The 26,716-nt window shown below is 60.8% G+C and carries 21 protein-coding genes and 2 pseudogenes; 13 read left to right on the forward strand and 10 right to left on the reverse strand.

The features are described 5' to 3' along the window. The first annotated feature begins 287 nt into the window (after positions 1 to 287). Positions 288 to 788 (forward strand): phosphate-starvation-inducible protein PsiE, encoded by a 501-nt coding sequence (locus tag AB4N73_RS26215; RefSeq protein ID WP_039759287.1) that lies wholly within the window; start codon positions 288 to 290, stop codon positions 786 to 788. Here the strand turns inward: AB4N73_RS26215 and AB4N73_RS26220 are convergent. Together AB4N73_RS26220 and AB4N73_RS26225 are read right to left on the reverse strand one after the other, a co-directional pair. Continuing rightward, the gene (locus tag AB4N73_RS26220) at positions 785 to 1,102 is read right to left on the reverse strand and encodes a DUF3509 domain-containing protein (RefSeq protein WP_016771632.1); all 318 of its coding nucleotides are present in this window, start codon (positions 1,100 to 1,102) and stop codon (positions 785 to 787) included. The genes AB4N73_RS26215 and AB4N73_RS26220 overlap by 4 nt on opposite strands. Positions 1,103 to 1,365: 263 nt before the next feature. Beyond that, complete coding sequence (locus tag AB4N73_RS26225; protein WP_460142738.1) at positions 1,366 to 2,742, reverse strand: L-serine ammonia-lyase; 1,377 nt, start codon at positions 2,740 to 2,742, stop codon at positions 1,366 to 1,368. A 135-nt stretch (positions 2,743 to 2,877) separates the two neighbouring features. Here AB4N73_RS26225 and AB4N73_RS26230 point away from each other — a divergent pair, with 135 nt between their 5' ends. Further along, a complete protein-coding gene (locus AB4N73_RS26230) occupies positions 2,878 to 3,825 on the forward strand; it encodes a LysR substrate-binding domain-containing protein (protein ID WP_016771630.1) in 948 nt (315 codons plus the stop codon). A 200-nt stretch (positions 3,826 to 4,025) separates the two neighbouring features. Next, positions 4,026 to 4,433, forward strand: coding sequence for an HPF/RaiA family ribosome-associated protein (locus AB4N73_RS26235; protein WP_016771629.1), 408 nt, complete (start codon positions 4,026 to 4,028; stop codon positions 4,431 to 4,433). Between the two features lie 681 nt (positions 4,434 to 5,114). Here AB4N73_RS26235 and fecA read toward each other — a convergent pair. The 3 genes from fecA to AB4N73_RS26250 all read right to left on the reverse strand — a co-directional run bounded on the left by fecA (position 5,115) and on the right by AB4N73_RS26250 (position 9,086). Then, the gene (fecA, locus tag AB4N73_RS26240) at positions 5,115 to 7,448 is read right to left on the reverse strand and encodes a TonB-dependent Fe(3+) dicitrate receptor FecA (RefSeq protein WP_460142739.1); all 2,334 of its coding nucleotides are present in this window, start codon (positions 7,446 to 7,448) and stop codon (positions 5,115 to 5,117) included. 178 nt (positions 7,449 to 7,626) lie between these two features. Continuing rightward, a complete protein-coding gene (locus AB4N73_RS26245; protein WP_460142740.1) occupies positions 7,627 to 8,559 on the reverse strand; it encodes a DUF4880 domain-containing protein in 933 nt (310 codons plus the stop codon). Continuing rightward, positions 8,556 to 9,086, reverse strand: coding sequence for a sigma-70 family RNA polymerase sigma factor (locus AB4N73_RS26250; RefSeq protein ID WP_460142741.1), 531 nt, complete (start codon positions 9,084 to 9,086; stop codon positions 8,556 to 8,558). Before AB4N73_RS26250 ends, AB4N73_RS26245 begins: the two co-directional genes overlap by 4 nt. A 146-nt stretch (positions 9,087 to 9,232) precedes the next feature. Between AB4N73_RS26250 and AB4N73_RS26255 the strand changes: the two genes are divergently transcribed. From AB4N73_RS26255 to AB4N73_RS26280, 6 genes and pseudogenes are all read left to right on the forward strand, one after another. Then, positions 9,233 to 9,538 carry a DUF3649 domain-containing protein gene (locus AB4N73_RS26255; RefSeq protein ID WP_041479671.1) on the forward strand — a complete coding sequence of 102 codons (306 nt, stop codon included), beginning with the start codon at positions 9,233 to 9,235 and terminating at the stop codon, positions 9,536 to 9,538. Continuing rightward, positions 9,535 to 11,118, forward strand: coding sequence for a PepSY-associated TM helix domain-containing protein (locus tag AB4N73_RS26260; RefSeq protein WP_460142742.1), 1,584 nt, complete (start codon positions 9,535 to 9,537; stop codon positions 11,116 to 11,118). Before AB4N73_RS26255 ends, AB4N73_RS26260 begins: the two co-directional genes overlap by 4 nt. Further along, positions 11,118 to 11,444 carry a DUF3325 domain-containing protein gene (locus AB4N73_RS26265; protein WP_125927138.1) on the forward strand — a complete coding sequence of 109 codons (327 nt, stop codon included), beginning with the start codon at positions 11,118 to 11,120 and terminating at the stop codon, positions 11,442 to 11,444. The genes AB4N73_RS26260 and AB4N73_RS26265 overlap by 1 nt, the downstream gene beginning before the upstream one ends. Before the next feature lies 1 nt (position 11,445). Then, on the forward strand, positions 11,446 to 12,012 hold the full coding sequence (locus AB4N73_RS26270; protein WP_016771621.1) for an RNA polymerase sigma factor: 567 nt from the start codon (positions 11,446 to 11,448) through the stop codon (positions 12,010 to 12,012). Continuing rightward, positions 12,009 to 12,997, forward strand: a pseudogene (locus tag AB4N73_RS26275) (FecR family protein). Before AB4N73_RS26270 ends, AB4N73_RS26275 begins: the two are co-directional and overlap by 4 nt. Positions 12,998 to 13,209: 212 nt before the next feature. Beyond that, entirely contained in the window at positions 13,210 to 15,639 is a 2,430-nt protein-coding gene (locus AB4N73_RS26280) for a TonB-dependent siderophore receptor (RefSeq protein WP_460142743.1), read from the forward strand. A 462-nt stretch (positions 15,640 to 16,101) separates the two neighbouring features. On the opposite strand, the gene AB4N73_RS26285 is transcribed toward AB4N73_RS26280, so the two are convergent. After that, positions 16,102 to 16,977: a helix-turn-helix domain-containing protein gene (locus AB4N73_RS26285; protein ID WP_460142744.1), complete on the reverse strand. Its 876-nt coding sequence runs from the start codon at positions 16,975 to 16,977 to the stop codon at positions 16,102 to 16,104. Positions 16,978 to 17,117: 140 nt separating this feature from the next. Between AB4N73_RS26285 and AB4N73_RS26290 the strand changes: the two genes are divergently transcribed. Next, positions 17,118 to 18,020, forward strand: a complete 903-nt coding sequence (locus tag AB4N73_RS26290; RefSeq protein WP_460059956.1) for a DMT family transporter — start codon at positions 17,118 to 17,120, stop codon at positions 18,018 to 18,020. 18 nt (positions 18,021 to 18,038) lie between these two features. Here the strand turns inward: AB4N73_RS26290 and AB4N73_RS26295 are convergent, their stop codons facing one another. From AB4N73_RS26295 to AB4N73_RS26310, 4 genes and pseudogenes are all read right to left on the reverse strand, one after another. After that, positions 18,039 to 18,548, reverse strand: a complete 510-nt coding sequence (locus AB4N73_RS26295; RefSeq protein WP_460142745.1) for a DUF2165 family protein — start codon at positions 18,546 to 18,548, stop codon at positions 18,039 to 18,041. A 140-nt stretch (positions 18,549 to 18,688) separates the two neighbouring features. Continuing rightward, positions 18,689 to 19,663 (reverse strand): 2-hydroxyacid dehydrogenase, encoded by a 975-nt coding sequence (locus AB4N73_RS26300; RefSeq protein ID WP_095180411.1) that lies wholly within the window; start codon positions 19,661 to 19,663, stop codon positions 18,689 to 18,691. Between the two features lie 995 nt (positions 19,664 to 20,658). Next, positions 20,659 to 21,032: pseudogene (locus AB4N73_RS26305) on the reverse strand (DUF6124 family protein). A 413-nt stretch (positions 21,033 to 21,445) separates the two neighbouring features. Then, positions 21,446 to 22,414, reverse strand: a complete 969-nt coding sequence (locus tag AB4N73_RS26310; protein ID WP_024011667.1) for a LysR family transcriptional regulator — start codon at positions 22,412 to 22,414, stop codon at positions 21,446 to 21,448. A 272-nt stretch (positions 22,415 to 22,686) separates the two neighbouring features. On the opposite strand from AB4N73_RS26310, the gene AB4N73_RS26315 reads away from it, so the two are divergent. The 3 genes from AB4N73_RS26315 to AB4N73_RS26325 all read left to right on the forward strand — a co-directional run bounded on the left by AB4N73_RS26315 (position 22,687) and on the right by AB4N73_RS26325 (position 26,708). Further along, positions 22,687 to 24,186, forward strand: a complete 1,500-nt coding sequence (locus tag AB4N73_RS26315) for an efflux transporter outer membrane subunit (RefSeq protein ID WP_252887354.1) — start codon at positions 22,687 to 22,689, stop codon at positions 24,184 to 24,186. Positions 24,187 to 24,325: 139 nt separating this feature from the next. Continuing rightward, complete coding sequence (locus AB4N73_RS26320; protein ID WP_236168113.1) at positions 24,326 to 26,518, forward strand: FUSC family protein; 2,193 nt, start codon at positions 24,326 to 24,328, stop codon at positions 26,516 to 26,518. Continuing rightward, positions 26,508 to 26,708 carry a DUF1656 domain-containing protein gene (locus tag AB4N73_RS26325; protein WP_016771611.1) on the forward strand — a complete coding sequence of 67 codons (201 nt, stop codon included), beginning with the start codon at positions 26,508 to 26,510 and terminating at the stop codon, positions 26,706 to 26,708. The genes AB4N73_RS26320 and AB4N73_RS26325 overlap by 11 nt, the downstream gene beginning before the upstream one ends. Positions 26,709 to 26,716: the final 8 nt, after the last annotated feature.

Consider the following 26,716-nt stretch of genomic DNA (forward strand, 5'->3'; position numbering starts at 1 on the left):
GAAAAGGATAAGCGAATCCCTGCGCCATGGGTAGTGGCTTTTCAATGTAGACCGGATTTGGGGTTTGTCAGGGGTACGGTGTGGCTGCTATTCGCGAGCAGGCTCGCTCCCACGGGGATTGTGCAAAGCCGCGAGCCTGCGACCAAACGCCACGGCGCGGGATTTGCGGCGGATCGCCATGATGCGTGGCCCTGAACCTGCATGAAAACCGTTGCTACAAGGCGCGCGCGCAAAACCGTCACGTGCGATACGCATCATCCGCCCGAAACGGGCTAAGGAAACTCATCGTGAAAATAAATTGGGCCGAGAAACTGCGGCGTAACGTGCATCAACTGGCCGAGTCCCTGGGCAACCTGTTCGTCGAAACCTTTCACTATCTGGCGCTGTTCGCCATCGGTGCGGTGACAGCGTGGGCGGCGGTGATGGAGTTTCTCGGGATGCTCGAAGTCGGGCACATCAAGATCGATGACATTCTGTTGCTGTTCATCTATCTGGAACTGGGCGCGATGGTCGGGATTTATTTCAAGACCAACCACATGCCGGTGCGCTTCCTGATCTACGTGGCGATCACTGCGCTGACGCGCCTGCTGATCTCCAACGTCTCGCACCACAACCCGCCGGACATGGGCATTATCTACCTGTGCGGCGGCATTCTGCTGCTGGCGTTTGCGATCCTGGTGGTGCGTTACGCTTCGTCGCAATTCCCCTCAGTGAAGATCGAGAACCCGCAGCGCAAGCTCGGCACGGGCTCCAGCGAACATCCTGAAGTGGAGAAGGGCGAGCTTTAAAGGCCCGCCGCCTGGCCCGGCTGGCCCTTGACGCGTGGCGGTGGCGGGGTCAGCCCGGCGCCGCTGGTCATGGCTTCGAGAATCGACATGGCGCTGTGGCCCTGTTCGATGGCGATGCCGAACTGGATGCTTTGCACCAGCCTCTTCAAACGCTCGGGATCGTTGCGCTGTTCGGCGCTGATCATGCGCTTGGCCACGATGCGCCCCGCGTTGGACAGCGTCAGCATGATGCTGCCGTCCAGGCCCTGAATGCTCAGATTGATCTGATAGTCCGGCGCGAAAGCATCGGTAATGATCTGAAATGGGTTGTCCATGATGCGTCACCGCCTGATTGAACGTGCAGTTGTTGACCGGCCATGATCTGATTTGGTTCGCAACACCAGACCACTGGCATCTCGTTCGCTGAGGTTTGCAATGTCCGTTTGCCTCAAGGGTGATGTAGCAAGGCGCATGCCGGAAAAATTGTCGAACAATAAACACGGCGAAAAAAACGGCGAGCCTCGGGGCTCGCCGTTTTTTGTGGCGCGTTTTCAGGGCAGGAATGAGCGGATGATCGCTGACAGTGCAGTCAGGCCGATCAGCACTCCACCCAGTTCACCGCCAGCCCGCCCCGCGAGGTTTCCTTGTACTTGTCGTGCATGTCGGCGCCGGTGTCGCGCATGGTGCGGATCACCCGGTCGAGGGAAATGAAGTGATTGCCGTCGCCGCGCAGGGCCATTTGCGTGGCGTTGATCGCCTTCACCGCCGCGATGGCATTGCGCTCGATGCACGGCACTTGCACCAGGCCACCGACCGGATCGCAGGTCAGGCCGAGGTTGTGTTCCAGGCCGATTTCGGCAGCGTTCTCCAGTTGCTCCGGTGTCGCGCCGAGGACGTCGGCGAGGCCGGCGGCGGCCATTGCGCAAGCTGAACCGACTTCGCCCTGACAGCCGACCTCGGCACCGGAGATGGAGGCGTTTTTCTTGCACAAAATGCCCACGGCGGCTGCACCGAGAAAGAACGCGACGACGTCATCGTCAGACGCGTCCGGATTGAATTTCATGTAGTAGTGCAGAACGGCCGGAATGATGCCGGCGGCGCCATTGGTCGGCGCGGTGACCATGCGCCCACCGGCCGCGTTTTCTTCGTTGACGGCAAGGGCGAACAGGTTGACCCATTCCATTGCCGACAGGGTCGAACTGATCACATTCGGTTTGCCGATTTCCAGCAGGCTGCGATGCAGTTTCGCCGCGCGGCGCGGTACTTTCAGACCGCCGGGCAGGATGCCTTCGTGGCGCAAACCTTGTTCGACGCACTCGCGCATCACTGACCAGATGTGCAGCAGGCCTTGGCGAATCTCGGCATCGCTGCGCCAGGCGCGTTCGTTGGCCATCATCAGTTCGGACACGCGCAGATTGTGCTTTTTGCACAAAGCGAGCAGTTCGGCGGCGCTGGAAAAATCGTAGGGCAACACCACGTCGCTGGCTGGCGCCACGCCAGACTCGGCTTCAGCCGCTTCGACGATGAAACCGCCGCCCACCGAGTAATAGGTTTGCGTGAGCAGCTCGGCGCTTTCGCCAAATGCGCTCAGCGACATGGCGTTGGGGTGGTAGGGCAAGCTCTCGTCGAGCAGCAGCAGATCGCTCTGCCAGTCAAACGCAATCGAGCGTTGACCGGCGAGGGACAATTGCCCGGTTTCGCGCAGTTGCTGAATGCGTGGATCGATGGTCGAAGGATCGATGCTGTCCGGCCACTCGCCCATCAGGCCCATGACCGTCGCGCGATCGGTGGCATGGCCAACGCCGGTCGCAGACAGTGAGCCGTACAGACGAAGTTCCACCCGTCGCACGTCATAGAGCAGATGTTGGTCGATCAGGGCCTGGGCAAACGTCGCCGCTGCACGCATCGGACCGACGGTATGGGAACTGGACGGGCCGATGCCCACTTTGAATAGATCGAAAACACTGATAGCCATGCTAAACCCTTACAAGCAATGGAGTAGGAATCGCTGCCATTTTTTGTCGGACAAGCGCAATGTCGGCGATACTGCCTGCCTCGGTTCGAGGTGACCAACGAAACCTCCTAAGACAGCCTTTAGCAGGACTAAACAATGAGTCGTCAATTGCATGCCCAGACCTACGTCTGGCTGCAGGTATTTGCCTGTGCCGCGCGGCACCTGTCGTTCACCCGTTGTGCCGAAGAACTGCACATCACCCCGGGCGCGGTCAGCCAGCAGATCCGCCAATTGGAAGAACGCCTGGGCTTTCGCCTGTTTCATCGGCGCGCGCGGGGCGTTGAGTTGAGTGCACAGGGGCAGCGGCTGGCGATTACCGTCAACGAAGCCTATGGCAGCATTGATGCGGAATTGCGCCGGCTGGACGCCGGGATGATCAGCGGGACTCTGCGGTTGCGTTCGATCCCGTCGTTTCTTGGCAAGTGGCTGACTCCGCGCCTGCCGCGCTTGCAGCAACGCTTTCCGGATATCCAGTTGCGCCTGGTGGCCGAGGACAGCAGCGTGCCGTTGCACGAAGGCGATTTCGATCTGGCGATCGACCTCAACGATGGCAGCTACCCCGGATTGTTATCCACAGCCTTGCTCGACGAGCAGATATTTCCGGTGTGCGCGCCGAGCCTGCTGCGCGGGCGACCGCCGTTGCACGGGCCGGCGGATCTGGTGCATTTCCCGTTGCTGCACGACATCACCGCCTGGCGTGGCAGTTACGAATACGCGGAATGGGAGTTTTACTTGAACGCGATCGGCTTCGAAGGCGCCGATGTGCGGCGCGGCCACACGTTCAATCGCAATCACTTGACCATCGAAGCGGCGATTGCTGGTATGGGCGTGGCGATTGCCCGGCGCACGTTGCTCAACGATGAGCTGGAGCGCGGCACTTTGATCGTGCCGTTCGGCTTGTCGGTGCCCAACCATAAACGCTACGTGCTGCTATATGCGCCGGGGGCGTTGAGCCATCCGGGCGTGCGCGCTGTGCATGACTGGCTGGTGGAGGAGGCGGGGATTTTTCGCAGTCTGCACCCGCTGAATGAGCAACAGATGTGAGCAGATTTTTCTGCGGTGCGGGTCGACCCAACTCCCGACATTAACAGCGCCCAGCTCGGTTGTCCGGCTTTTTTTGCGAATGAATATTTTTCTTTTTTCAGGGGTTGAAATGTTCGTCGCTCGGGCCGATTGTTGTAACCAGGAGGTCAGGAAATTCAACTCAAGGCCTCCAGCGAGCTAGCTGAAATAAGGGATGAACTATGCAAATCCAAGTCAACAGCGATAACCATATTCAAAGCAGTAAGCGACTGGAGGAGTGGGTACGTACAACTATTGAGAGCACGCTCGACCGTTATGAAGAAGACCTGACCCGTGTCGAAGTCCACCTGAGCGACGAGAACGGCGAGAAACCAGGTCCCCATGACTTGCGCTGCCAACTGGAAGCGCGGCCAAAAGGCCACCAACCGATTTCCGTGACCCATAAAGCCGATTCGCTGGAACAGGCGATCGACGGTGCTGCCGAGAAACTCGAGCACAAACTGGATCATCTGTTCGGCAAACTGCGAGGTAAACCACGCGCCGCTGTAGTGCCATTTACCGGCAAAGCCAACGACAAGCTCTTGGCGGAAGAATTTGACGAGAACGAACAGGCAGCGATCAACAGTTGATGCGCTGATTTCACAAGTAACCAAAGGAGAACGGGCCTGCTGATGCAGGCCCGTTTTTTGTTTGTGGTGTTGGTGATTGCTCGCAGGGTTTAAGACCGTAGCCCCTCACCCCAGCCCTCTCCCGAGGGAGAGGGAGCCGATTCCGGTTGTTTTCAGGTCCAGCGTTCGGCTCGATATTGCAGGCGAGCGTAAATCGTAAATACACCTCGGTCAGTCCCTCACCCTCTGGGGGAAGGGGCCGATTCCGGTTGTTTTCAAGTCCAGCGTTCGGCTCGATATTGCAGGCGAGCGTAAGCGTAAATACACCTCGGTCAGTCCCTCACCCTCTGGGAGAGGGGGCCGATCCCGGTTGTTTTCAAGTCCAGCGTTCGGCTCGATATTGCAGGCGAGCGTAAATCGTAAATACACCTCGGTCAGTCCCTCACCCTCTGGGAGAGGGAGCCGATCCCGGTTGTTTTCAGGTCCAGCGTTCGGCTCGATATTGCAGGCGAGCGTAAATCGTAAATACACCTCGGTCAGTCCCTCACCCTCTGGGAGAGGGGGCCGATCCCGGTTGTTTTCAAGTCCAGCGTTCGGCTCGATATTGCAGGCGAGCGTAAATCGTAAATACACCTCGGTCAGTCCCCTCTCCCTTTGGGAGAGGGTTAGGGTGAGGGGCTTTTGATCTTCGATGGGGTGGGGTCAGAACGCCACCGACGTCTGCACATAAACCGTCCGCGACTCTCCCACGTACTTGCCCTTGTTGTTGTCATCGAACGAGCGTGTGAAGTACTGCGTGTTGAAGATGTTCTTCACGCCCACCGCCACATTCAAATCCGACAGTTGCGGTCCGAAGTCATACCCGGCGCGGCTGCTGAACAGCATGTAACCGGGGATCTTGCCGGTGCTGCCATCGGCACTTTCCTTCGAGGTGTTGGCGTTGTCGGCAAACTGGTCGCTCTGGAAGCTGCTGTCCAGATTCAGCTTCCATGGCCCTTCGGTATAACCGACGCCAATCGTGCCTTTGTGCTTGGAGGAAAAAGGCACGCGATTGCCTTTGTTTGGCCCGTCTTCGCGAATGGTCGCATCGACATAGGCATAACTGGCGTAGACATCGAAACCGGCCAGCGCCGGACTCAAGTCATCGAGCGCGTAATTGACGCTGGTCTCGATGCCCTGATGGCGGGTTTCGCCGCGAGCGATCACCGAGTCGTTGGTCTGGTTGCTTTCGTACTGGTTGTCGAAGTTGATCAGGAATGCGCCGATTTCCGCGCGCAGGGCACCGTTGTCATAGCGCGTGCCGAGTTCCCAGGTGCGGGCTTTTTCCGGCTTCACTTCGCCGCTGCTGACCCGGTTGGGCATCTGGCTGTATTGCACGCTGCCGAACGAGCCTTCGGTATTGGCATACAGGTTCCAGCTGTCGGTGAGGTGATAAAGCACGTTCAGCGCCGGCAGCGCGGTGTTGTAGTCGCCCTTGTATTTGACGTTGGTCAGGTTGTTGGTCTGTTGCGACTCGATCATCTCGTAGCGCACGCCCGGGGTGATGGTCCATTTGCCGATGTCGATGCGGTCATCGACGAAGAACGCATTGGCCTCGGTGCCACCGCGAGTGTCACGGTCGTTGCGGCTGCTGGTGGTCGGGTATTCGTTGGCGCTGATCGGCGTGCGATAGCGCAGTTCGTGGCCGGCCTCATTGATGTAGCGGTAGCCGACGCCGACTTCGTGGCTGCTCGGACCCAGGTCGAAGCCTTGGGCGAAACGGGTTTCCAGACCACGCACCCAATACTCGCGAGGCGACAGCGAAAGAAACGTGCCCTGATCCAGATAACCGCTGCGCAGGGTTTTGGTGAAGAAGGTGTTGGCGGTGAATTCTCGGCGATCTTGCTGATAGCGATAGCCGAAGTTGAACATCGTGCGGCGCCCCCAGAACTGGTCTTTCGGTCGCGTCGACTGATACGGATCGGCATCGTAATCGGCGACATTGAGACCGCCGGGCATGTCGGCCTTGCCCTCGTAATACTGGGCCATGGCGTTGAAGCTGTTGGCGTCGTCGAGCTGGTACTTGCCCTTGAGGATCAGGTCGTCGATCTCGGTATCGCTGTGTTCACGCCAGTCACCGCCACGGGTGCCGGAGTACAACAGCGCACCACCGAGGCCGTTGGCGTTGGTGCCGCCGGCCAGCAGATTGGCGCTGGTCTTGAAACCGTCGTGGCTCGACGATGGGCTGGTTTCAGTCTGCAAACCTCCCTTGACCGTTGGCTCGTTGGGAATCGCCCGGGTCACGAAGTTGACCACGCCGCCGACGTTCTGCGGGCCGTAACGCACCGCGCCGCCGCCACGCACCACGTCCACGGCATCCATGTTGCCCATGCTGATCGGCGCGAACGAAAGCTGCGGCTGACCATACGGCGCGAACGGCACCGGGATGCCATCCATCAATACTGTCGAGCGTGCGGCCAGGCGTGGATTCAAACCGCGAATGCCGAAATTCAGCGCCATGTCGTGGCTGCCGGTGCCGTTGTTCTCCGGCGCGTTCACACCGGGGATGCGGTTGAGTACGTCGCGGGCCTGGGTCGCGCCTTGGCGTTCGAACTCTTCGCGGCGGATCACATCACGCGCCCCGGGGTGTTCGAAGACATTGATCTGCGCCGCATCGCCGAGCCAGTCGCCGACTACGGTCGAGGTGCCCAGCTCCAGCGCCGCGTCAGCCAGCGGTTGCAGGCTGAAGGCGTTGTCACCCTCGGCGCGGGCTTGCAGGCCGGTGCCTTCGAGCAAGGCATCGAGGCCTTGTTGCGCGGTGTAATTGCCTTCCAGACCCCCGCTTTGTACGCCGCTGGTGACTTGCGAACCGAAGGAAATCAGCACGCCTGCTTCACGGCCAAACTGGTTCAGCGCGGTTTCCAGCGACGCCGGGGCGATGTGATAAACCTTGGTCTCGGCGCCCAGCGCAGCGGGCAGGGCGGTGAAACTCAGGCTGGCGCCGAGCAGAAGATTGCGCAGGCTGCGGGCCAGTGGCGTAAGGCGGGTGGGCTGCATGTGGATGATCCTGAGAAGGTGGAATCAAGGGGGCTTTCCTTCTCTGTCACGCCAGATCTGAAAAACGGCTCATTTATTTTTTCAGAATCAAAAGATCGCAGCCTTCGGCAGCTCCTACAGAAAAAATGCATTCCAAATGTAGGAGCTGCCGAAGGCTGCGATCTTTTGATCTTGCTTTCTAAACCCGCGCTTCGACGCTCACCCAATAACGGGTAAAGCGCTTCACTCTGACCGGCAGACTGATCTGCAACAGGTCGAGAATCCGCTCGCTGTCATCCAGTGGATACGTCCCGGAAATCAGCAGATCGGCAACCTGACTGTCGCACCGCAGCTGCCCGCGCCGGTAGCGGCCAAGCTCTTCGAGGAAATCGCCGAGGCGCATATGGGCGGCGACCAGCATGCCGTCGGTCCATGCACCGCTGTTGGCGTCCAGCGGTTTAGCCTCGCTGACCGAGCTGGCAGTAAAACTCAACTGCCGCGCGATCGGCAGCAGCAGGGGCGCGCGCTGGTTGGCGATGAGTTCGACTCGTCCTTCGAACAGGGCGATCTGCGTGCGATCAACAAACTGCCGCACATTGAGGCGCGCACTTTGGGTTTTCAGCACACCGTGTGCCGTACGTATTTCGAACGGATTTGCAGCGCTCAACAGCATTTCGCCCTCGAGCAGACGAATCAACCGCTGCGCACCATCAACATCAACCGAGCTGGCGGTATTGAGCTGCAACGAATCGGCACCGCCCAGGCCGATCTTGCGCCGCTGGCCCATCGGCGTGCGGTAATCGGCGAGCAGCGACGGCAGTGGCGTGTGCTCGCGCATGCCCCAGGTCGCCGCTGAGCCGGCACCGAGAATCAGCAACATTTTCAGCGCCTGACGGCGGCTGCCGGACTTCGGTCCGTTCAACGCGGCGTGGGCCAATGGCGACGACACGCCGCGCAAGCGCTGGTTGACCCGTTGCATGTGTTCCCACGCTCGGCGGTGTTCGCTGTGTGCATCCAGCCATTGTTGCCAGGCCTGCTGCTGGCGCGGGGTCAGCGTGCCCTGCTGCATTTCCAGCAACCAGTGCACCGCCTGTTCGGCGACTTGCGCGGAGAAATCCGGCGTGCGATTCACAGGGCGAAATAGCAGCGCATGGCCGCTTTGTTCAAATGGCGTTTGACCGTGGCCACCGAGATGCCCAGTTCTGCGGCGATCTGTGGATAAGTCAGACCATCGACCTGCGCGAGCAGAAAGGCGCGTTTGACCTGGCGCGGCAAACCGTCGAGCAACTCATCGAGTTCGATCAACGTCTGCAGGATGATCGCTTTGTGCTCTTCCGAAGGCGCGACCATTTCAGGCATCTGCGCCAGTGTCTCGATGTAGGCGCGTTCCACATCCTGGCGCCGGTAATGGTTGAACAGTACGCGCTTGGCCAGCGTAGTGAGAAAGGCGCGCGGTTCGATGATCACCGGTGGTTCGCGGGCGGTCAGCACTTTGATGAACGTGTCCTGGGCCAGATCCGCCGCACTGTCCGGGCAGCCGAGCTTGCGCCGCAGCCAGCCGGTGAGCCAACTGTGGTGGGCGTTGTAGAGCGATTCGACGGGATGGGCGGGCGGCAACCAAATGACTCCGGACGCAAAACTTGCGTAGAGAACGTGCATTAGAGAACAAGAACGGTTCGCATTGTAGAGGCTGGCGACAGTGTCCGGCAATCAGATGCTTTTGCGTATGAGAATATTTATCATTAATATTGCTCGCCTGTAGATTCGGCTTGTCGGCCGAACGTTTTTCGTTTCAGGGTCGAAACATGAAAGGCAAACTCGCCACCCTTCCCATGTCCTATCGTCTGGCCGTCACTTCGCGGGTATTGGCGGCGATTTTCGGCGGCTATCTGGTCGCGGCGCTGGCCAGCGTCACCCTGACGTTGTGGCTGCCGCTGAACCGCGCCGAAGCCGTGGTCACCGGCATGACCGTGTCCTTTCTGGTCTATCTGGTCGCGGTGCTCTGGTGCTTTGCCTGCCGCAGCGCGTGGTCGGCGTGGGTCGGCCTGCTGGTGCCGAGCGTGATTCTCGCCACCGTTTCCGGCGCCGCACGCGGACTGGGGCTGGCATGAAAGAGGGTTTGCGTCAGTCGATGGCCTGGCTTCACACCTGGGCCGGGCTGGTGTTCGGCTGGTTGCTGTTCGCGATTTTCCTCACCGGCACGCTCGCTTATTTCAAAGATGAAATCAGCCACTGGATGCAGCCGGAAATCGCTGCGCATTCGCTCGACAGCGAAGCGAGCCTGGCGCTGGCGCAAGATTATCTGCAACAACACGCCGCCGGTGCCTCGCGCTGGCTGATCGATTTGCCCGATGCCCGCGACCCGGGTCTGACCGTGCGCTGGCAGCAGGCGCCGGGCAAACCCGGCGAGCGCGGCCGCTTCGAATCCCGAACCCTCGACGCTCAGACCGGGGCCGAAGTACAGGGCCGCGAAAGCATGGGCGGCGAGTTCTTTTACCGTTTCCACTTCCAGTTGCAGATGCCTTATCCGTGGGGGCGCTGGCTGGCGACTCTCGCTGCGATGGTGATGTTCGTCGCGTTGATCAGCGGCATCATCACCCACAAGAAAATCTTCAAGGACTTCTTCACCTTCCGCCCGCGCAAGGGCCAGCGTTCCTGGCTCGACGGGCATAACGCCGTGGGCGTGCTGGTGCTGCCGTTTCACTTGATGATCACCTACAGCAGCCTGGTGATTTTTATGTCGATGGTCATGCCGGCGAGCATCGTCGCCTCTTACGGCAGCGACGTGCGCAAGTTCTACGACGAAGTCTTTCCCGCCTCGAAGACCCCCGAGCGCGCCGATATCGCCGCGCCGCTGACCGCCATGGCGCCGCTACTGGCCAAGGCCAGCGAGCAGTGGTCGGGCGGCCATACCGCGCGCCTGTCGGTGAGCAACCCGGGCGATGCCAGCGCCACGGTGGTGCTGTCCCGCGCGGGCGATCGGGTGGTGCATGATTTCGGTCGGGCGGTGACCTTCAATGGCGTCACCGGGCAGCTTCTGAGCAGTACCCCCGATCAACCCATGGCGATGGCGGTGGGTGGCGCGTTCTACGGTTTGCACATGGGCCATTTCGCCGGGCCGCTGTTGCGCTGGCTGTATTTCATTTGCGGACTGGCCGGCACGGCGATGATTGGCACCGGGCTGGTGATCTGGCTCGGCAAGCGGCAGCTCAAGCACATGAAAAGCGCGGCGCTGCCGTTCGAATTGCGCCTGGTCGAGGTGCTGAATATCGCCAGCATGGCCGGCCTGGTATCGGCGGTGGCGGTGTTCTTTCTGGCCAATCGACTGTTGCCGGTGAGTCTGGCGGGGCGGGCCGATTGGGAAGTGAATGCGTTTTTTATTGCCTGGGGGCTTAGCCTGTTGCACGCGGTATTGCGTCCGGGGCGCAAGGCGTGTATCGAACAGCTGACGCTCGGCGCTGCGCTGTTTATCGCGGTGCCGCTGATCAATGCGCTGACCACACCGTGGAATCTTGGCGCGACCCTGATGCAGCGCGACTGGGCACTGGCCGGATTTGATCTGACTTGTCTGGCGACGGGGCTTTTCCTCGGCTGGGCTGCGCGCAAGATGCAGCGTACGGGCGACCGCGTCAGCGTTCGCAAAGCAAGTTCTTCGCCTCGCTCGAACACAGTTGAACAGGGGGCCAACTGATGCTGCTGGCCCTGTTGCTCACCTATGCCGGCTTCACCGCGTTGTGCCTGTCGATGCCACGCCATCATGCCGAGTTGCTCGGCGCCAAACCGTCGACGCGCCGCCGTCAGGGTCTGGCGTTGGCGGGATGGTTGTTGCTGGCGCTTTCACTGTGGGCGGCGGTGGCGGCCGGTGGCTGGAGTTTCGGTCTGGTCGACTGGTTCGCGGTGCTGATGCTCAGTGCTTTGGCACTGGTGCTGTTGCTGCCGTATCGCCCGCGTCTGGCCATGGCACTGGCCGGGTTGAGCCTGCTGGCGAGCCCGGTCGCCGCATGGGCGCAGTGCTGAAGTGCTGATCGGTCTGCCGCCGGAATCGCGTGACGATGAAGCGCGTGGCGCGCGTGCGCATTTTCTTCAGGTGTTTCTGTCACAGCGTGCGCAAATGGAAGCGCTGGTGAACCGGCGCGTCGGTTGTCGGGCGACGGCGGCGGATCTGGTCCAGGATCTGTTTTTGCGCTTCTGGCGTCGGCCGCTGGTCCAGGTCGAAGAGCTCAGCACTTATCTGCTGCGCTGCGCCGGCAACATCGCCATCGATCATTTGCGCAGCGAAGGCACGCGCACGCGGGTCAACGAAGGCTGGCAGCCGGACGAACCCGACAGCCATGGCAGCGAACCCCAGGCCGCCCTCGAAGCCGGCAACGATCTGCGCCATGTCGAAGCCGCGTTGCGCGCCTTGCCCGAGCGTACCCGGCAGATCTTTCTGCTCAATCGCATTCACGGGCGCAAGTACGCCGAGATCGCCAAGGCCATGGGCCTGTCCCAAAGTGCCGTGGAAAAACATATGATGCGCGCCCTCGAGGCCTGCAAGGCCAGCCTGCGCGACCCCGCGCCACGCCTGCCAGGGAAAGCACCGTGAAGCCATCCGATCCGATCACACCGACGCCGGCCCAGGAGCAGGCCGCGCTGGCCTGGCTGAGCCTGTTGCACGACCGCCCGAGCACTGGCGATCAACTGACCTTCAGCCAATGGCTGCGCGCCGATCCGGCCCATGCCGAAGCGTACGCGCAGGCGCAGGTGATCTGGGAACTTAGCGAAAGCCCCGCGCGCACGCTGGCCGAGGAAGATACGCTTGCGCTGCAAGGTTATCTGCAGGCGATGCACGCCCCGCGTCGTTCGCCGATGTTGCGTTGGTCTGGAGCGCTGGCGCTGGCCGCGTGTCTGCTGTTGATGGTCAGCCTTGGCACAGGGTGGCAGGCGCAGCGCTGGCTCGACGATCTGCGCGCCGATCATGTCTCGGCACCTGGGAAATCCGCACGGTGACTCTGGCCGATCAGTCGCAAGTGACACTGGATGCCGACAGTGCGATTGCTGTGGATTTCAGTCATGGCCAGCGCCGCGTGAAATTGATCAGAGGTGCTGCTTACTTCAGCGTCACTCACACTGGCGATCCGTTTGTGGTGGCGGCGGAGCAGGGCGAGGCGCGGGTGCTGGGCACCCAGTTCGAAGTGCGCCGGCAACTCCATGGCGCGCAAGTGACGGTATTGTCCGGGCGTGTCGCGGTGACGGCCGATGAGCATGGCCAACAGCAGATTCTCACGGCCGGCCAGCAAGTTGCCTACGCCGACGGCACTGCGGAAAAACTGCATCCCGTGGACAGTGAAGCGCAACTGGCCTGGCGTCAGGGTTGGCTGACCTACTACAAGACCACGCTGGCCGATGTCGTCGAGGATCTGCGCCGCTATTACCCGGGGCGGATTGTGCTGCTCAACGATGATCTGGCGGCGCGCAAGGTCAGCGGCAGTTTCCCGAGCAAGGATCCGCAGGCGGTGCTCAATTCGCTGCAAGGGGTACTGGGATTTGAGCAGCATCGGGTGTTGGGGCAGCTGATTATTTTGCGCTGAGGCTGCCGGCCTCTTCGCGAGCAGGCTCGCTCCCACAGGGTACGCATTCCAAAGGTGGGAGCGAGCCTGCTCGCGAAGGCGTCAGCCCAGGCAACAAATCCCCCGCAAAATATTTTCAAATTAAAGGTGAGGTAACCCCGAGCCCCATCCGTGTAGTGACTGAAACTGCGAGCCATTCGCATCCGTTGCGGTTCTACACAGGTCATTGAGCAATGAAGTCCAGGGCAAAATCCGGTTCGGTCAAACAGTGGTTGGGCATGTCGGCGTTGAGTTTTTCCGCGTTGGCATTGCTGCCGATGAGTATCGCGCTGGCGGCAGAAGCGGTGAGCAATCAGGCGCAACAGCAATTCAATTTTGCCCTCGCCGCGAAACCGTTGCCGCAAGCCCTGAGCGACTTCAGCCGCGTGACCGGGCAAAGCGTGGTCTACACCGATGAAGCGCCGTACGGCCTCAATGCTCCGGCAGTCAACGGCCAGATGAGCGCCGAACAGGCCCTGCAACGTCTGCTCGGCAATTCCGGCCTGAGCTTTCGCCGCACCGACAGTCATACCCTGGCGCTGGAGCCGTTGCCGACCGCAGGCGCGCTTAATCTCGGCGCCACCACCATCACGTCCACGCGCGACGAATCGATGAGCTATCAGCCGCCGGAAACCAGTTCGGTGATGCGTTCATCGGCGTCGCTGCAAGAAATTCCACAGACGGTCAATGTCATCCCGGCGCAGGTCATTCGCGATCAGGCGCCGCGCAATCTCGATGACGCGCTGGCCAATGTCAGCGGCATCACCCAGGGCAACACCTTGGGCAGTACGCAGGACTCGGTGATGACTCGCGGCTTCGGCGACAACCGCAACGGCTCGATCATGCGCGACGGCATGCCGCTGGTGCAGGGCCGTGGCATGAACGCGACCGTGGATCGCGTCGAAGTGCTCAAAGGCCCGGCCTCGTTGCTCTACGGGATTCAGGATCCGGGTGGCGTGGTCAACCTGGTCAGCAAGAAGCCGGAACTGACCCAGTACAATGCCGTGACCGTGCGCGGTTCGAGCTACGGTGACGGCAAGAACGGCAGCGGTGGCGCATTTGACAGCACCGGTGCGCTGGGCGATTCCGGCTTCGCCTATCGCATGGTCGTCGATCACGAAGACGAAGATTACTGGCGCAACTTCGGCACCCACCGCGAGACGCTGATCGCACCGTCGCTGGCCTGGTACGGCGAGCGCACCAAGCTGTTGTTCGCCTACGAGCACCGCGAGTTTCTCACCCCCTTCGACCGTGGCACGCTGATCGATCCGCGCACCAACCATCCGCTGGATATCTCGCGCAAGCAGCGTCTCGATGAGCCGTTCAACGACATGGAAGGGCGCTCGGATCTGTACCATTTCGAAGCCGACCACGAACTCAACGACGACTGGAAAGCCCACTTCGGCTACAGCTGGAACCGCGAAACCTACGATGCCAGCCAAGTGCGCGTGACTGCGATCGACACCAACAAAGGCACACTGACCCGCAGCATGGACGGCACCCAGAATGCGATCAGCACCGATCGTTTCACCACCGCCAGCCTCGAAGGCAAGGTGAATGTACTGGGCATGCAGCATGATCTGGTGTTCGGCGTCGATGACGAGTACCGCAAGATCTACCGCGAAGATCTGATCCGGCAGAAAAGCCTGAGCACCTTCAGCTATCTCAATCCGGTCTATGGTCGCGAAGTGATGGGCACTACGGTGAGTGCGCCCGACAGCGCGCAGACCGATAAGCTGCGTAGCGATTCGCTGTTCCTGCAGGATTCGATTCACCTCAACGAGCAGTGGATTCTGGTCGCTGGTGGACGTTTTCAGGAGTACGACCAGTACGCCGGCAAAGGCGTGCCGTTCAAGGCCAACACCGACAGTAATGGCCAGAAGTGGGTACCGCGCGCCGGTCTTGTGTATCGCTACACCGACGCGCTGTCGTTCTACGGCAGCTACACCGAATCCTTCAAACCCAACTCGACCATCGCCCCGCTGAGCGGCAGCAGCACCGTGCTCGACGGCAGCATCGCGCCGGAAGAAGCCAAGTCGTGGGAGCTGGGTGCGCGGCTGGATATGCCGGGCAGCATCACCGGCAATATCGCGCTGTTCGACATCAAGAAACGCAACGTGCTGGTGGCCAACTCCGAAGGTCCGACAACGATTTACAGTGCGGCGGGCGAGGTGCGTTCACGCGGGTTGGAAGTCGACCTGAGCGGGCAACTCAGCGAGCACTGGAACCTCATCGGCAGCTATGCCTACACCGATGCCGAAGTCACCGAAGACCCGGAATACAAAGGCAAACGCCTGCAAAACGTAGCGAAGAATTCCGGCTCGCTGTCGGCGGTGTATGACTTCGGCAATGTGTTTGGCGGCGACCAACTGCGTGTCGGGGCGGGGGCGCGATATGTCGGCGAGCGTGCCGGCAACGCGGTGAATGATTTTGACCTGCCGAGCTATACCGTGGCGGATGCGTTTGCCACTTACGACACCACGGTTGAGGGGCAGAAGGTCAAGTTTCAGTTGAACGTGAAGAACCTGTTCGACCGCACTTATTACACCTCTTCGGCGAGCCGCTTCTTTGTGTCGATGGGGGATTCGCGGCAGGTTTCGCTTTCCAGCACGCTGGAGTTTTGAGGCAAGATCAAAAGCCCCTCACCCTAGCCCTCTCCCGGAGGGAGAGGGGACTGACCGTGGGATATTCCAGAGGTACACCGACTTGAACGTGTTGCTTTGAATCCATAATCGATTCGGTGTTTCAGGTCGACGTACAGTGCAAGACAACTCGGTCGGCCCCCTCTCCCTCTGGGAGAGGGCGCTGACCGTGGGATATTCCAGAGGTACACCGACTTGAACGTGTTGCTTTGAATCCATAATCGATTCGGTGTTTCAGGTCGACGTACAGTGCAAGACAACTCGGTCAGCCCCCTCTCCCTCTGGGAGAGGGGGCTGACCGTGGGATATTCCAGAGGTACACCGACTTGAATGTGTTGCTTTGAATCCATAATCGATTCGGTGTTTCAGGTCGACGTACAGTGCAAGACAACTCGGTCGGCCCCCTCTCCCTCTGGGAGAGGGCTGGGGTGAGGGGAAAAGGGCTCAACGCAAAAACGCCTGCCGATACTCGCCCGGCGTCCCACCCAAAACCTGCTTGAACCGATTAGTAAAATGACTCGCACTGGCAAACCCGCACGCCAGCGCAATCTCGCCCAAGGGCAACGTCGTCCCGCGCAACAATTCCCGCGCCCGGCTCAAGCGCCGCGCCAGCACATATTGATGCGGCGGCAGGCCGAAGCTCAGGCGAAACATCCGCGCAAAGTGATATTCCGACAGCGCACACAGCCCGGCCAGTTGCCCGAGGCTGATCGGCTCAGCCAACTGGTTGTCGATGAACTCCACCAGTTGTCGGCGCTGATGTGGCGCCAGTCCGCCCTTCGAGCGCAAGCCCTGTCGCGCGCCGACCTGGCTGAGCAGCGTGTGGCTGATCAATTCATGGGCGAGGCTGCTGGTCAGCAAGCGCTCGGCCGGCTCTTGCCAGTTCAGGTTCAGCAACTGCCGAAAGCGCTGCGCCTGCTGCGGATCTTCAAGAAAAGTCTGTTCGCGTAATTGCATCTCGCGCGGTTCGCGATCGAGCAAAGTCACGCAACCGAGGGCGAATTGTTCGGCGCTGAAATACAGGTGCGCCAAGCGGATGTCGCCATTGATCACCCAGCCCGATTCGTGATCAGCTGGCAGGATGCACAGCTTGTCCGGCCCGCCCTTGCGGCTCGGCTGGCCACGACGGAATGTGCCGGTGCCGCCGGCGACGTAGCACGAAAGTGTGTGATGACTTGGCGCTTCGTATTCCTGGGCATCGTGGTGGTTGGTCCACAAAGCCGCAGACATGCCGTCACCGAGCTCGGCGCTGTGCACAAGGCGTGCATTCGGCGAGCGGTTGAGGGCTTGAAAGACTTGCAGGGTATCGATAGCAGCCATGTTCTGTTCTCTCCAACGCCTTGCATCCTACTCCGTAGACGCCGCCCTGCCAGCCTGCCGCCAGACAAAAGCGCAAGATTGTGCAAGCGTCGAAGGCTGCCCGAGGCAGACACTCAAGGCCTGTTTAAGGAGTGTTGGCCATGAACCTGTCGTTGTACCTGCTGACCGTGCTGATCTGGGGCACCACCTGGATTGCCTTGAAATGGCAATTGGGCGTGGTTGAAATCCCGGTGTCGATTGTCTATCGCTTCGGCCTCGCCGCGTTCGTGTTGTTTGCGTTGTTGCTGCTCAGCCGGCGCCTGCAACCGATGAACCGCCGAGGCCATTTGATCTGCGTGGCCCAAGGGCTCTGTCTGTTCTGCGTGAACTTCATGTGCTTTCTGACGGCCAGCCAGTGGATACCCAGTGGTCTGGTGGCGGTGGTGTTTTCTACGGCAACGTTGTGGAACGCGCTGAATGCGCGGGTGTTCTTCGGCCAGCGCATTGCCCGCAATGTGTTGATGGGCGGTGCGCTGGGGCTGTTCGGTCTGGGGCTGTTGTTCTGGCCGGAACTGGCCGGGCATCAGGCCAGTCCGCAAACCCTGCTGGGGCTGGGTCTGGCGTTGTGTGGCACCTTGTGTTTTTCAGCGGGGAATATGCTTTCGAGCCTGCAACAGAAGGCCGGCCTCAGACCGCTGACCACCAACGCCTGGGGCATGGCCTACGGCGCGGCGATGCTGACGGTGTGGTGTCTGTTCAACGGCATACCCTTCACCATGGACTGGTCGCCGCGATATGTCGGTGCGCTGTTGTATCTAGTGATTCCCGGCTCGGTGATCGGCTTCACCGCGTACCTGACGCTGGTCGGGCGCATGGGCCCGGAGCGGGCGGCTTACTGCACGGTGCTGTTCCCGGTGGTGGCGTTGAACGTGTCGGCGTTTGCCGAAGGTTATCAATGGACCGCACCGGCGCTGGTCGGGCTGGTGTTGGTGATGTTGGGCAACGTGCTGGTGTTTCGTAAACCGAAAGTACTGTTGTCTGCGGGTCAAGGGAAGTTGGCTTGATGAAACGAGCGCTGATACTCAGCGCTCAACTTTTAAAGTGATGTAGATCATTACCGGGAAGATGAAGTCGACAATATGCCTTGCCCAGTCCTTGGCATTCCAGGATTGCGAAGTGTCCATGTCGAACCACTCGACGCCGACCGTTTGCAGGCATACGTAGTAGATGAAGATGGCGACCAATATGCCCATGATTGAAAACTTCTTGGCTTCATGGAATGCCGCTGGCGATGCATCGATGTAGCGATACAACTGGTAAGTACCGATCAGGCAAAGCACGGTATAGGTGACTTCCATAGTGATGATGAACCAGTAGATCCGGTGATGGATCATCGGCGAATCGATCGCGCGGTACATGATGTTTTCGCTGGCGTTGGTGGTGTCCATGCTCAGGATATGTGCAACGTAAGTGTAGTTGGACTCATAGTCAGTGAAGTTATGGATCATCACCAGCAGGCCAAAGAAACTTATATAAGCCATCAAGATGACTTTGCTGTAACGAATGAGTTTGTCGGTGGTCAGGTTGTTCACGAGGTTGGCTCTCCATGGCAATTAATCAATAAGTTGATAAGTTGCGAGAGCTTATATTGCTGTTACTTGGTCTGGCGTTTTTGTTCGGTTGCAAGTTATGTAAGGTGAAGGCCGGCGCAATGTTGCGCCGGCCCTTTTTTTCAGCCGCGCCAGACTTGCGGGTTGACCAGATCCTGTGGCCGTTCGCCGAGCAGGGCGCTGCGCAGGTTGGCCAGGGCGCGGTTGGCCATGGCTTCGCGGGTCTCGGTGGTGGCCGAGCCGATGTGCGGCAGGGTCACGGCGTTTTTCAACTGGAACAGCGGCGATTCGGCCAGCGGTTCTTTTTCGTAGACGTCCAGCCCGGCGCCGCGGATGCGATTGTTTTGCAGGGCTTCGATCAGTGCCGGTTCGTCGACCACCGGGCCGCGCGAGATGTTGACCAGGATAGCGCTCGGCTTCATCAGCGCCAGTTCGCGATGGCTGATCAGGTGGCGGGTCTTGTCGCTCAACGGCACTACCAGGCAGACAAAATCGGCTTCGGCCAGCAGTTCATCGAGGCTGCGGAACTGCGCGCCGAGTTCCTGTTCCAGTTCGGTCTTGCGGCTGTTGCCGCTGTAGATGATCGGCATGTTGAAGCCGAAGCGCCCGCGCCGGGCGACAGCGGCGCCGATGTTGCCCATGCCGACGATGCCGAGGGTCTTGCCGTGCACATCACTACCAAACAGCGGGGCGCCGACGCTGGCCTGCCATTGCCCGGCCTTGGTCCAGGCGTCGAGTTCGGCGACGCGGCGGGCGCTGCTCATGATCAGGGCGAAGGCGAGGTCGGCGGTGCTTTCGGTGAGCACGTCGGGGGTGTTGGTGAGCATGATCCCGCGTTCGTTGAAGTAGTCGAGGTCGTAGTTGTCGTAGCCGACCGAGACGCTCGAGACCACTTCGAGTTTTGTTGCGCTTTGCAGTTGTGCGCGGCCGAGTTTGCGGCCGACGCCGATGAGGCCGTGGGCGTGGGGCAGGGCTTCGTTGAACTGGGCGTTGATATCACCGGTCTTGGGGTTGGGGACGATGACGTCGAATTCTTCTTGCAGGCGTTCGATCATGGGCGGGGTGATGCGGCTGAAGGCCAGGACTGTTTTTTTCATTGGGCTTGGGCTCGTCGGGGCTTGATTGCAAGCACGCTAACATTTTCTCGCTCGGGTTGTCTTGGCGGCCTCTGGGCCGGCCATGCCTTGGGTTTGTCTGGTGTGAATATCCGAAGGTTTCGGGGCGGCGGCTGGCGGTTTCGCCTGACGGCGACTTACTTTTTTACAAGCGCCTAAAAAAGTAAGCAAAAAACGCTAGCTCCTGCGTTCGGCCCTCGCAGGCTCGGGTTCCTTCGCTGCGGGATCGATCCGGGCGCAGCGGCTCCGGTTTGCTTAGCTGCACCTACACTCGCTGTGTACGACTGCGTCGTACGGTCGCTGCGCTCCCACGCCCGGATCAATCCCTCCACTCAGCCTTCCGACGTCGCCGGCGGATCAAGATCAAGAGCACTCGAGCTTGCGCTCATTGTTGAGTGGGGCGGCTGCGCCGCGGGCAGCTGCGCCGCGGGCAGCTGCGCTGCTTTGCTTTTGCTTTTGTGGGAGCGAGCCTGCTCGCGATGGCGGCCTGACAGCCGACCTGTTTCTCGCTGATGTACTCGATTCAAACTGTGGGAGCTGGCTTGCCAGCGAAGGCGGCCTGACAGCCGACCTGTTTCTCGCTGATGTACTCGATTCAAACTGTGGGAGCGAGCCTGCTCGCGAAAGCGTCTCCACTGCCAACCCATCTCTGCCAGATTCACCCCGTCCCTGTGGGAGCTGGCTTGCCAGCGAAGGCGGCCTGACAGCCGACTCATATCTCGCTGATGTACACGATCCAGAATTGTGGGAGCGAGCCTGCTCGCGAAGGCGTCTCCACTGCCAACCCATCTCTGCCAGATTCACCCTGTCCCTGTGGGAGCTGGCTTGCCAGCGAAGGCGGCCTGACAGCCGACTCATATCTTGCTGACGTATACGATCCAAACTGTGGGAGCGAGCCTGCTCGCGAAAGCGGTTTATCTGACACCTCGAATGTTGAATGTGCCGAAGCCCTCGCGGTCGGGCTCGCTCCCGGGAGGTCAGCTGCGTGACGGGAGCTGATGGATTTCGTAGTTATCCAGCACGCGGTTCACCGCCAGTTCCGCCAGCATGATCACCTGCTGGATGGCCAATATCGTGTGCCGTTGTGGGCTGTCGACGTGGGCGGCGATGTCGCTGCTCATGATGCTGGCCGAGGCGAGGGATTCGCAGGCGTGGGCCAGAGGCTTTCGTTGTCCTGGTCCGGGGCGACCTGGAACATGGTGCTGGGCTTGTGGTTTTGCTGCGCGCTGGCGGACGGTTTGAGGTAGTGATCCAGCGCACGCTCGGCGGCGTCGTGGAGTTTCGTTGAGTCGGGGGATTGGTAGGGTGAGGTGCTTGCGGATTCGGGGGGATTGGGTGTGGGTTTGAACATGGCGAAGATCCTTTTGGATTTATGGAGCTGCCATTTTTCGTTTTCCAGGCGAAAGGGGTGGCAGCTGTACGCGGACTGGAAAAACCGGCAAAGGATCAAACCCGGCAGACCCGAAGGTCTCCCACGTACAGCCGCCATAACTGAATACCGGCGCTGAAAGAGCGCGGCATTATGTCATGCGCTGTGATCCTGCGGGTTTTCCAGACCCGGTCGCTGATTCGTCAGCAACCGCCAAATCCTAGCCAGCGCACTTCCGACGGACAACCTGCAAAACCTGTCGGAAACTTCCCCGTAAACACCGCGATGTAGGAGCTGTCGTAGGCTGCGATTTTTTGATTTTTAAACAGCAAGATCCAAAGATCGCAGCCTCGTTGCACTCGTCAGCTCCTACACGAAGTCAGCGGTGTTTAAAGTCAGGTGGCGACGCGCGCGCCAGCCAGACTCCCGCTCAACTCATACGCGACCAATTCCGCCTGATGCGCCGCCAATATCTCCGGCAACGACCCACGCAAGTACTCCACCCAGGTTTTGATCTTGGCATCCAGGTACTGCCGCGACGGGTAGATCGCGTAGAGGTTGAGTTCCTGCGAGCGGTAGTTCGGCATCACGCGCACCAGGGTGCCGTTGCGCAGGCCTTCGATGGCGGCGTAGACCGGCAGCACGCCGACGCCCATGCCGCTGGTGATGGCGGTTTTCATGGCGTCGGCGGAGTTCACCAGGAATGGTGAGCTGTTGATGGTGACCGTTTCCTGGCCGTCCGGGCCGTCGAAGGCCCATTTCTCCAGGGGGATCACCGGGCTGACCAGGCGCAGGCAGGCGTGGTTGAGCAGGTCGCTGGGTTTCTGTGCGGCGCCGTTGGCTTTCACGTACGCCGGCGAGGCGCAGACGATGCTGTAGGTGATGCCCAGGCGCTGCGAAACGAAGCCCGAGTCTGGCAGTTCGCTGGCCAGCACGATGGACACGTCGTAGCCCTCGTCGAGCAGGTCCGGCACGCGGTTGGCCAGGGTCAGGTCGAACGTCACGTCGGGGTGGGTCTTGCGGTAGCGGGCGATGGCGTCGATGACGAAGTGCTGACCGATGCCGGTCATAGTGTGCACTTTCAGCTGGCCGGCCGGGCGCGCGTGGGCGTCGCTGGCTTCCGCTTCGGCTTCTTCGACGTAGGCGAGGATCTGTTCGCAGCGCAGCAGGTAGCGCTTGCCGGCCTCGGTCAGGGCGATGCGCCGGGTTGTGCGATTGAGCAGACGGGTTTGCAGATGGGCTTCGAGGTTGGAGACCGCGCGCGAGACGTTGGCGGTGGTGGTGTCCAGTTGCACGGCGGCGGCGGTGAAGCTGCCCGCTTCGGCAACACAACTGAAGGCGCGCATGTTTTGCAAAGTGTCCATGGGGTGCTCTCAAGGGAGATGGCAAATTGTGACACGAAGTTTCAGGGGCTGAGACCCCCGACCAAGGGATTATCTCGTTAACCGTAACAAAGATTCACAGAAATCCCAGCTTATCGCCGCAGAGGCAGCTCCATAGAATTGCGCCGATTCCTGTAGGAGCTGCCGAAGGCTGCGATCTTTTGATGTTGTCTTTAAAAAGATCAAAAGATCGCAGCCTTCGGCAGCTCCTACACAAGTCCCTCGATTGATCCCTTTCTCAGGAATTCGCAGCTGTGCCGCGTCGCATCAACAGAGCGCTTTTGCCGCTCAGTGTTCTGGCTTTAACCCTGGCTCTCGGCGGCTGCATCTCTACCCAAGGCATTGCCCCTCACGGCGAGGCACTCGCGGCCGATTCACTGGCCACCGACGCGGCCATTGCCGAGGCCGCCAAAGACGCCCACTGGCCCAGCGCCCAATGGTGGCAGGCGTTTGGTGATGCGCAACTTAATCGCTGGATCGACCTCGCCGTGCAAGGCAGCCCGAGCATGGCCATGGCCGCTGCGCGGGTGCGTCAGGCCAAGGCCATGGCCGGTGTTGCCGAAGCGGCCGAGGCGTTGCAGATCAATGGCGAGTCGACCCTCAAGCGACACAACTGGCCGACCGATCAGTTCTACGGCCCCGGCGAACTGGCCAATACCACCACATGGGACAACAACGCCGCGCTCGGCTTCAGCTACGCCCTCGACCTCTGGGGCCGCGAGCGCAATGCCAGTGAACGCGCGGTGGATCTGGCCCATGTGAGCGTGGCCGAGGCGCGACTGGCGCAGCTGGAACTGCAGAGCAATCTGGTCCGCGCCTACATCGAGTTGTCGCTGCATTACGCCCAGCGCGACATCGTCGCGGCGACGCTCCAGCAGCAACAGCAGATTCTCGATCTGGCGCAGAAACGCCTCAGCGGCGGTATCGGCACGCATTTCGAAGTCAGCCAGGCCGAAGCGCCGCTGCCGGAAACCCATCGCCAACTCGATGCGCTGGACGAGGAAATCGCCCTTAGCCGCAACCAGATTGCAGCGCTGGCCGGTAAAGGCCCGGGCGCTGCGGCGCAACTGCAGCGGCCGACGCTGTCCCTCGCGGCGCCGTTGAAATTGCCCTCGGCATTGCCTGCCGAACTGCTCGGGCAGCGTCCGGACGTGGTCGCCAGTCGTTGGCAAGTGGCGGCGCAGGCGCGTGGCATTGATGTTGCCCACGGCGGTTTCTACCCCAACGTCGATCTGGTCGGCAGCCTCGGCTACATGGCCACGGGCGGCGGCGCGCTGGAGTTTCTGACCGGCAAGAAACTCAACTACAACGTCGGCCCGGCGATCTCGTTGCCGATCTTCGACGGCGGTCGACTGCGTGGCGAATTGGGCGAAGCGGCGGCCGGTTATGACATCGCCGTGGCGCACTACAACCAGACCCTGATCAACGCGCTGAAGAACATTTCCGATCAGTTGATCCGCCGCGAGTCGATGGACAAGCAGCAGGACTTCGCTGCCGAGTCCGTTGCCGCAGCTCAGAAGACCTACGACATCGCGATGATCGCCTATCAACGCGGCCTCACCGATTACCTCAATGTGCTGAATGCGCAGACCTTGCTGTTCAAGCAACAGCAGGTTCAGCAGCAAGTGCAGGCCGCGCGATTGAGTGCGCATGCTGAGCTGGTGACTGCCTTGGGGGGAGGCCTCGGTGCGGGTAATGACGTGCCGACAGCCGAGCAGACCCAGGCCCCGGAAACCCCGGCGCTCCTGCGTTGAACACAGCATCCATTGTGGGAGCGAGCCTGCTCGCGAAGGGTGCGTATCAGTCAATGAACATGTTGCCTGAGACTGCGCTTTCGCGAGCAGGCTCGCTCCCACAGGTTTCGAGTCCGCATTGCATGCCTGAGTATTTTCAATGACGTCCTTGCCCGCCCCCCTGCGCTGGCTCCATTCCCTGGAATGGCGTCGCGGTTTTTTCGACTGGGCACGCAGCGATGGCGTGACCTGGGTGTATATCTTCAAGGTGTTGCTCGCCGCGTTTCTCACGCTATGGCTGGCGATGCGTCTGGAATTGCCGCAACCGCGCACGGCGATGATCACGGTGTTTATCGTCATGCAGCCGCAGAGCGGCCAGGTGTTCGCCAAGAGTTTCTATCGCTTGCTCGGCACACTGGCCGGGTCGGCGATGATGGTCACGCTGATCGCTTTGTTCGCGCAGAACACGGAGCTGTTTCTCGGCTCGCTGGCGATCTGGGTCGGCATCTGCTCAGCCGGTGCCGCACGTTGCCGCAACTTTCGCGCGTATGGTTTTGTCCTTGCCGGTTACACCGCAGCGATGGTCGGTCTGCCGGCGCTGGCCCATCCCGACGGCGCCTTTATGGCGGCAGTGTGGCGGGTGCTGGAGATCTCGCTGGGCATTCTCTGTTCGACGCTGATCAGCGCGGCGATCCTGCCGCAGACCGCCAGTGCGGCGATGCGCAACGCCTTGTATCAGCGCTTCGGTGTGTTCGCGCTCTTCGTCACCGACGGCTTGCGCGGGCGCAGCAAAGCCGAAGCGTTCGAAGCCAGCAACGTGCGCTTCATTGCTGAAGCCGTCGGCCTGGAAGGGCTGCGCAGCGTGACCGTGTTCGAAGACCCGCACATGCGCCGGCGCAACGGTCGTCTGAGTCGTTTGAACAGCGAGTTCATGGGCATCACCACGCGCTTCAACGCCTTGCATCAATTGCTCGAACGCCTGCACGGCAATGGCGAAGAGCACGTCGTGGCAGCGATCAAACCGGGCTTGCAGGACCTCGCCGAAGTGCTCGACGGCTTCAGCGGTCGCGCGCTGACCAGCCCGGATGCGGCACGTTTGGCGACCGCGTTGGCCACCTACAAGGAAGGTCTGCCGGCTCGTGTCCGAGCGTTGCGCGGAATCTTTCAGGACACTGCTCCGAGCGAAGCCGAACAACTGGATTTTCACACCGCCTACGAATTGCTCTACCGCTTCGTCGATGACCTGCACAGCTATGCGCAGACCCACGCGTCGCTGGGCGAGCATCGTCACGAACGCGAACGCTGGGACGAGCCGTTCACCCCGCAAACCAACTGGTGGGCGGCGGCCGCTTCGGGGATCCGCGCCTCGTTCATTCTGCTTGTGCTGGGCAGTTACTGGGTCGCCACCGCGTGGCCGAGCGGGGCGACCATGACCCTGATCGCCGCCGCCACCGTCGGTCTTTCCGCCGCCACACCGAACCCGAAACGCATGGCTTTTCAAATGGCCTGCGGGACTTTTCTCGGCGCGCTGATCGGCTTCGTCGAGATGTTTTTCATCTTCCCGTGGATCGACGGTTTCCCCTTGCTCTGCGTGATGCTCGCGCCGGTGATCGTGCTCGGTTCGTTCCTCGCCTCGCGGCCGCAATACGCCGGGGTCGGACTGGGCCTGCTGATTTTTTTCAGCACTGGTTCAGTGCCGGACAATCTCACGATCTACAACCCCTACACCTTCATCAACGACTACATCGCCATGGTCATGGGCATGCTCGTGTGTGCTGCGGCGGGGGCGATTATTCTGCCGCCGAACAGTCGCTGGCTGTGGCAGCGCCTGGAGCAGGATCTGCGCGGGCAAGTGGTCTATGCGATCAGTGGAAAACTCAAAGGCCTGGCCTCGAGTTTCGAGAGCCGCACCCGCGATCTGCTGCATCAGGCCTATGGCCTCGCGGCAGGGCAACCGAAGGTGCAGAAGAGTCTGCTGCGCTGGATGTTCGTGGTGCTGGAAGTCGGCCACGCGATCATCGAGTTGCGCAAGGAGCAGGCGATCCTGCCGGTGCACCCGGCGTATGCCGAATCGCAGCCGTGGCGTCAGGCAATCCGCGTGATGGGGCGTGCGCTGGTGCGCCTGTTTCTGCAGCCGAACGCAAGCAATCTCGAACGCGCACTGGTCGCGGTCGATCACGCCATCAGCCGCGTCGCCGCCACCGATGAGCCGTTCGCGCCGCACTTCGATACCTCCGCGTTGCGCCGGGTGAAAAGCTATCTGCACTTTATTCGCACCTCGTTGCTCGACCCGCAATCACCCCTGGCCGAATTCGCTCCCGCCAGGCCCGAAGGACTTGCCCATGCCTCGTGAAATCGCCTTCCACGGCGTGTACATGCCGACCATGACCCTGATGTTTTTCATTGCTGCGGGATTGGCCTGGGCAGTTGACCGCTTCCTCTCGGGGTTCGACCTGTACCGCTTTTTCTGGCACCCGGCGCTGCTGCGCCTGAGCCTGTTTACCTGTCTGTTCGGCGCCATGGCGCTGACTGTCTACCGTTGAGAACATCT

This window comes from Pseudomonas sp. S3_B08 (genome assembly GCF_054667725.1).